General features: G+C 67.1%; 1 protein-coding gene. It reads right to left on the minus strand.

Features of this window, described 5'->3' with window-relative positions:
- Nucleotides 1-7: 7 nt before the first annotated feature.
- On the minus strand, nt 8-1384 hold the full coding sequence (locus ACZ6S0_RS52905) for an IS30 family transposase (RefSeq protein ID WP_465928760.1): 1377 nt from the start codon (nt 1382-1384) through the stop codon (nt 8-10).
- Nucleotides 1385-1451 lie beyond the last annotated feature (67 nt).

Raw genomic sequence — 1451 nt, forward strand, 5'->3', positions numbered from 1 at the left:
CTTAGGCTCAAGGAGTCGTCGCAACACTGCTGGTCAGCGACAAGTTTAGATGATCGCTAAAGACCTCTGCCGGTGTTCTCCATCCAAGGGCCTTCCGGGGTCTGGTGTTGAGTGCGAATGCTACGGCCGCCAGCTCTTCGGCCTTCCACCGCGACAGGTCGGTGCCCTTGGGGAAGTACTGCCGCAGCAGGCCATTGGTGTTTTCGTTGGTGCCACGCTGCCAGGGGCTATGAGGGTCGGCGAAGTAGACCCGCACGCCGGTGTCGATGCGCAGTTGCGCATGCTGGGCCAGTTCCGTCCCTCGGTCCCAGGTCAGCGAGCGGCGTAGCTGCTCGGGCAACCCGATGATCTCCTTGGTGATCGAGTCTCGCACGGCTTCGGCACCGCGGCCGGCCAGCGCCGGGCCATTCTTCACCCGTTCCTGAGTGCCGTAGCCCTCCATCCGAGGCAGGTGCAGCAGAAGGGTGAATCGGGTAGTGCGCTCCACCAGAGTCCCGATCGCGGAGCGGTCGGTGCCGATGATGAGGTCCCCCTCCCAATGGCCTGGGACGGCGCGGTCCTCCACCTCGGCGGGCCGCTGACTGATCACCACGTCCGGGGTGACATGGCCGCGGGCCTGACGCCGGCTGCGGGCGCGTGGCACGCGCAGTGCACGACCGGTGCGCAGGCAAGCGACCAGCTCCCGGTTGAGCGCTCCGCGGCCTTGGATGAACAGGGCCTGGTAGATCGCCTCGTGCGAGATGCGCATGGACTCATCATCGGGGAAGTCCACCTGGAGCCGGTTGGAGATTTGCTCAGGACTCCACGACAGCGCCCACCGGCGGTCTTGACGCCGGGGCTTGTTCCGGCCCTTCCAGGCAGAAGGCCGCGGACCGGTTACCGGTTTGCCGTCCGGCCCCTGCAGCTGACCGGACAGCCGGGCCTGCACGTACTCCCGTAGCCTGGCATTGGCCACTAGTTTCGGTGTCTTGGGGCGCCGCGCCATCAGCTCGGCCTTCCACTGCGCGATCGATGCCCGGTAGTCCAAGCGGCCACCTCGCGTGGCGGCATTGCGCCGCAGTTCCCGCGAGATAGTCGAGGGCGACCGGCCCAGGCAGCGCGCGATCTCGCGAACCCCCTTGTGTTGGGCCTTGAGCAGGGCGATCTCCTCCCGCTCGGTGAACGACAGATACCTGCCTGATGGTGCGCTGAGTTCGATCAACGGCATGCCGCCACCCTCGCGGAACCACCGAGACCCGACCGGCCCCGACACGCCGCAGGCATGGGCGGCATCCTCGCTGGTCAGCCCCTCGGCGATCTTCCTCCAGAATGCTCGCTCCACGTCTCGACGGATCGGAGGCCGTCCCGGTGACCGCATCGCCGGCCGCCCGGTGCGCGTCGTCATCCACCCCGCTGGTCTGCCCATGCAACACCTCCGGATCAAGGTGTTGCGACGACCGGTTGAATCCGCC

This window comes from Nonomuraea sp. NPDC051298 (assembly GCF_055586305.1).